This is a genomic window from Marinobacter sp., assembly GCF_039977835.1.
Lineage (GTDB): Bacteria > Pseudomonadota > Gammaproteobacteria > Pseudomonadales > Oleiphilaceae > Marinobacter.
Genome location: NZ_JBDWCL010000032.1, coordinates 1 through 4681 on the forward strand (window position 1 = coordinate 1; position 4681 = coordinate 4681).

Annotated in this window: 4 protein-coding genes; 2 read left to right on the forward strand and 2 right to left on the reverse strand. The window is 51.0% G+C overall.

Annotated features, from left to right (window positions below):
- Positions 1-59: 59 nt before the first annotated feature.
- The gene (locus ABJM11_RS09050) at positions 60-695 is read right to left on the reverse strand and encodes a penicillin acylase family protein (protein ID WP_348295987.1); all 636 of its coding nucleotides are present in this window, start codon (positions 693-695) and stop codon (positions 60-62) included.
- A gap of 863 nt (positions 696-1558) precedes the next feature.
- Here ABJM11_RS09050 and ABJM11_RS09055 point away from each other — a divergent pair.
- Positions 1559-2911: a HipA domain-containing protein gene (locus tag ABJM11_RS09055; RefSeq protein ID WP_348295988.1), complete on the forward strand. Its 1353-nt coding sequence runs from the start codon at positions 1559-1561 to the stop codon at positions 2909-2911.
- A 24-nt stretch (positions 2912-2935) separates the two neighbouring features.
- Positions 2936-3328: a helix-turn-helix transcriptional regulator gene (locus ABJM11_RS09060; RefSeq protein WP_348295989.1), complete on the forward strand. Its 393-nt coding sequence runs from the start codon at positions 2936-2938 to the stop codon at positions 3326-3328.
- Between the two features lie 479 nt (positions 3329-3807).
- On the opposite strand, the gene ABJM11_RS09065 is transcribed toward ABJM11_RS09060, so the two are convergent.
- A partial coding sequence (locus ABJM11_RS09065; protein WP_348295990.1) for a DMT family transporter occupies positions 3808-4681 on the reverse strand: 874 nt, incomplete at its 5' end.

Sequence of the window (4681 nt, forward strand, 5' to 3'; positions counted from 1 at the left end):
CTGAATGGAAGGGGGAAGCAGGAAGTCAGTGTCCCGATCAGCAAGTACAAAATGTCCCATCATTGAAGTCCGGTTATGGCCCCTGTTGTATTGATTATCTCACTTCGACACTGCGTGGTTAAGTCCGACAGGCTGCTAGAGCTGTTAGAATAACGGCCCGCCATCGTCCCAACGTATAACATAGCTACGTCGAAAGCTGTCCATTCTTCGGGGGCAAACTTGAAATCGGAAAACTGTTTGGGCAGCAGTTCTGAAGGGTTGGCTTCGACCTCCTGAATACGCTTGTTAAAACCTTCGGCGTAACCTTTGAAGATATCCAGATCCTCTTTAGGAAGGGCCTGGAGTTGACTCTTAATGGAATCTGGATCAAATCCTGTTCTTGAGGATCGATCTAAGGACAGATAGTCAGGCCCGAGAACTTCTGAAACTGTACCCAGCACTGACCGCTTGATCATTTCCATTTGAAACAGTCGGTCTTGCGCGAGCGCATAGCCGTAGCCGTAATAGAGGCCGTAGGTACTGTCCGCGTATACGTGCGGAACTCCATAATTATCTCGTTTGATTGTGACGCTCGATGCTTGTGTGTCATCGACTGAAGGGCTCGACGAAGAGTTGCTGTTGTTGCATCCCGTTAAAGCTAGAGCAACCGCCCCCGCCAAAAGCCATGAGCAATTCCGCTTTCCTTGATAAGTCATTATTAATCTGCCTTTTTATCTTTGTAGTGACATCGGGACCTGTTAAAGCAAACAGGTAACCAACTCTTAGCATCAAAATTGACGATACTCAAAGATCGCATTAATGACTATTTATGTGTCATATTAAAATGCTTAAAAACAGTGAGTTATAGAATTTATAAGGCTTTCATGATATTCTAAGGTCGGATTTACTTCCATATTTGGTCAAGGTGAAGGTCAGGCTGAATACGCAAGATAATCAGATAGTTGGTTAACGAAAATATAATGTATTTGTGGTTAGTATATTGAATATGATTCACCTATACATAAAACGAATATCTATATTCTCAGAAAGTTTTAAGGCAATGGCCTATGAAAGTGGGACGACTCGGGTTGACTGTCGACAATATTGTCAGGCCCCCCTGGCGTTTGCATGGGACAGTTTCTGTTTCGTCTCCTGACCAGATTAGAACTGAGAGGCTATTGCTTGACGGGATGACATCGCTAGGAGGCAATCGGAGGGATGGCTGAGGCGGTTCACTCATTCCGAACTTTGATCGGTCATGCGCATTCTTCCCCAGGCAATTCGGAATAAGCGCTCCTTGGGAGGCGCAGTGTTCCACATGCACGACGGTGTTCGTTGAATCGCTTTAGGCGTCCTCGTTGAGCCAATGCAAAAGGCATGGTGCACCCGTTCGAACAGCTTGAACGCTTCCCCTGGGTCCTACCCTGGTGGCCACTCTCTCCCTTTACCACCATAACTATATTGCAAGTATACTTGTCAGGTTTTTGTCCGGACACTCTATAATTATAAGTATACTTGCAATATTTCCATCGATGGCCGAAAATACTGCAAGTATTCTTGCAATTTATAGTAGCTGCGTATGAGCCTTACCCTCCAAATTCACTGGGACAACCAGTGGCATGATGCCGGCGTTATCGAATTCAGAGACCCTGACCAAGGTCTCAGAGGTAAGCCGACATTCTCTTATGACATGGAATACGCTCTGAAAGCCCTGGAGCATATTGGAGATTGTGACCATCAGGACTTAATCGACCGGACAGCTGTGGGAGTGAATCTGCCCTGCATTTTGGCCGGCGACTACATGAATGGTGAGATTGTCCCGATCCTTAGAGACATCATTCCTCAGGGAGCAGGCCGCCGGCACTGGGTTAAAAGCCTTGGATATGACCGCGATCCCGAGCATCGAATCGATTACCAGCTCTTGGCTGAGGGTTGTGTCGGTCCAGTCGGTAACTTACGAATCAAAGAGGCGGCGGAAGCGTTCGAGTTTGAAGTTGCAAGGTCAGAGGTCGTCTTATTCGATCGTGAAGAAGTGTGTACCCGGGCCGACAGCCTGATCCAGTATGCTCACAGCCTACATGTTGCAATTGGCGGCGCAACGGGGGCTGGGGGTGACGCGCCCAAGCTGTTGTTGGTCGAAAACCATTATGGACAGTATGCGCTTGAGGGAACCATTCCTGACGAAGAGATTGCCCGGCATTGGCTGGTTAAATTTCCGAGGGGAAAGAGGACGAGCGACGATATTTGGGTACTTGAGGGTGAGGCCGCTGTGTACCAGTTCCTTGAGGAGCAGGGCTTTAATTCCATCACCGGGGCTGCTTTCGATGACATCTACGGAGATGTAGCTCTTTGGTTACCGCGTTTTGACCGAGAAGTTAGGCAAGAAGGCATCTTGCGTCATGGAATGGAGTCTGTTTATTCGATGATGGGCGTGATCGGAGATGGCGCTCGCCTGGATCACGTCGATGTGATCCGGAAACTCCAGAACTGTGTGGCCAAGCCTGAGGACAAAGATGCTCTGCTCGCGGATTACCTGGTTCGGGATGTTTTGAACACCGCAACGGGTAATCGCGACAACCACGGTCGCAACACCTCACTGATTAAGCGAGATCATGATATTGAGTTGGCGCCGGCCTATGACATAGCCCCTATGGTGTTGGACCCTGAATCGATCGCGATGTCTACATGGTGGCCACATCACCTATTGGACCAACGACGGAATCCAGATTATTCGTTGATTCTGGGGGACCTTGCTGTTAATCCCAAAGCAGCTGCAAGCATCATGGACGATGAGCTGATGAAGTTGGTGGACATGAAGGCTGGCTTGAAGCGGTATGGCGCTCCGGACGCAATGCTGAATCATATTTCGATCAGGATGCATGAGCCGGAATTGGTTCATGATCAGCTGGAACGCTTGTTGTATCCGGGCTGAGTCATAGTGGGGAGAGTATTAAGCATGCCTAAATTGAAACGAACACCGCTAACGCCAAACGAACGGTCACTGATTCGAGAACAGACCTTTGCAGAGCTCGAAGCCGGAAAAATTCACCTGGGCCAGGCCCTTCGTCGGTTTCGCCTGAAGTTCACAGGGTTGAACCAGAAGCAATTCGGAAGGCTTACGGGGTTCTCTGCCACGACTATCTCTGCGATTGAGAGGGACCCAGAGTCGGGCACTGTTCGAACGATCAATAAGATTCTTCGAAAGTTTGGTATGCAGCTGACAATGGGGCTGATTAATCGAAGCAGTGAAACTCAGCCAGTGAGTGTCTCCCCGGCTGGGAAGAAGCGACGTTTTCTTTCGCCTGAGGAGGCAAAAGAAGCCATTGACCGTGTGGTATCTGGTACCTGATTGATCGGGCTTTTCGTGCCGGAAATGAGACGATCTCATACATCCACTGCCTCGCCTTAACCACGAATAAAGTGGCACAGACCATGTTTGGAGTGAATGCAGGATAATTCCATAGATTCAGACAGCCGTCTTTGGGTGGACCTTGTTTCAAATATAAAAAAGCTGCTTCTTTACAAATTAGGACTGTAAGATGAGCTTCATCGGGCTTTTCCGACAATGCAATCCGCCTTCCGTTTTAGGATTACGAAAGTGCCGTTGCGGAGTCGTCGTTTGTTGAACGGACTTACGAACGGGCTCGCCGATACAGTTGGCCAAGGAAGCGGATTCAGGAGACCTCGGCAGGATCCTTGGTACGGCAAGCTTTGTTGGCACGGAGTGAGTATATCGAAGCTCTCGATAGACACTTAGAACACGTTGCTGCTAGGGACACTGACACTCCTAGCCAATGAGTTCCTCCGAATCGTCATTGGCCGAGGGTCTCAACCTGAGGTTGGGTAAGCCTGAAGCACTCGGTGACTCCGATCACGCGAGCGTAGCCCCACCAGTATTAGCGGTACCACGATCATCGCACTGCCCCCCGCAAACCAGAGGTCGGGCATTTCGTTGAAACCTATCCAGCCAATCAATACCGCCCAGATCAGGCCGGTATATTCAGCGCTGGTGACCTGGTTGGCATCCACCTGTTTGTAGGCCAGCAATACGGTGATGTTGTAGCCCAGGATGAACAGGGCTGAACCCAGGGCACTGATCAGTATGGAGCTGTCCCATGCGGCGCCTTCCCACAACGCCAGTACACCGGCGGCCGGGATAATCAGCACGTAGTTCAGTAGCAGCTTGTGCACGGTGGTCTGCTCTTTCGGGAGCTTGCGGACCATGACGGCGTTGATGGCCAGGGCAAAGGCGGAGGCCAGGGCGGCGATGGCCGCCCAGTTGAACTCCACCGGCCGCAGGATAACGATAATGCCACCGAACCCGCTGAATACGGCGAAGACACTCAGTGGTGTAAGCTTTTCCCGGAACAGGAAGACGGACAGCACCATGACCAGGATAGGGGCGGCGTAGAACACCGCGTTGGCGGTGGCCAGGGGCAGGTTACCCAGGGCAACGACCATGCACAGGATGCCTGCCAGGTGTATATGGGCCCGCAGGGCGTGCACCTTGAAGCCGGAGAACAGGTGCTTGCGGTTGAGCTGCCCGGCCAGGGGGAGTAACAGCAGCAGGGTGATGACGCAGCGCAGGAAGGCAAACTGGAAGATCGGCGCGCCGGGTTCCATCAGTTTGATGAAGACGTCACTGATCAATGCCATGGCGTTGCCGATCACCAGCAGTAGGATTGCACTGTTTACGGTTTTG

Excerpts from the sequence above, each read along its gene's own strand:
- ABJM11_RS09050 (WP_348295987.1), bottom strand. The coding sequence starts at position 695 with ATGACTTATCAAGGAAAGCGGAATTGCTCATGGCTTTTGGCGGGGGCG.
- ABJM11_RS09060 (WP_348295989.1), top strand. The coding sequence starts at position 2,936 with ATGCCTAAATTGAAACGAACACCGCTAACGCCAAACGAACGGTCACTG.
- ABJM11_RS09055 (WP_348295988.1), top strand. The coding sequence starts at position 1,559 with ATGAGCCTTACCCTCCAAATTCACTGGGACAACCAGTGGCATGATGCC.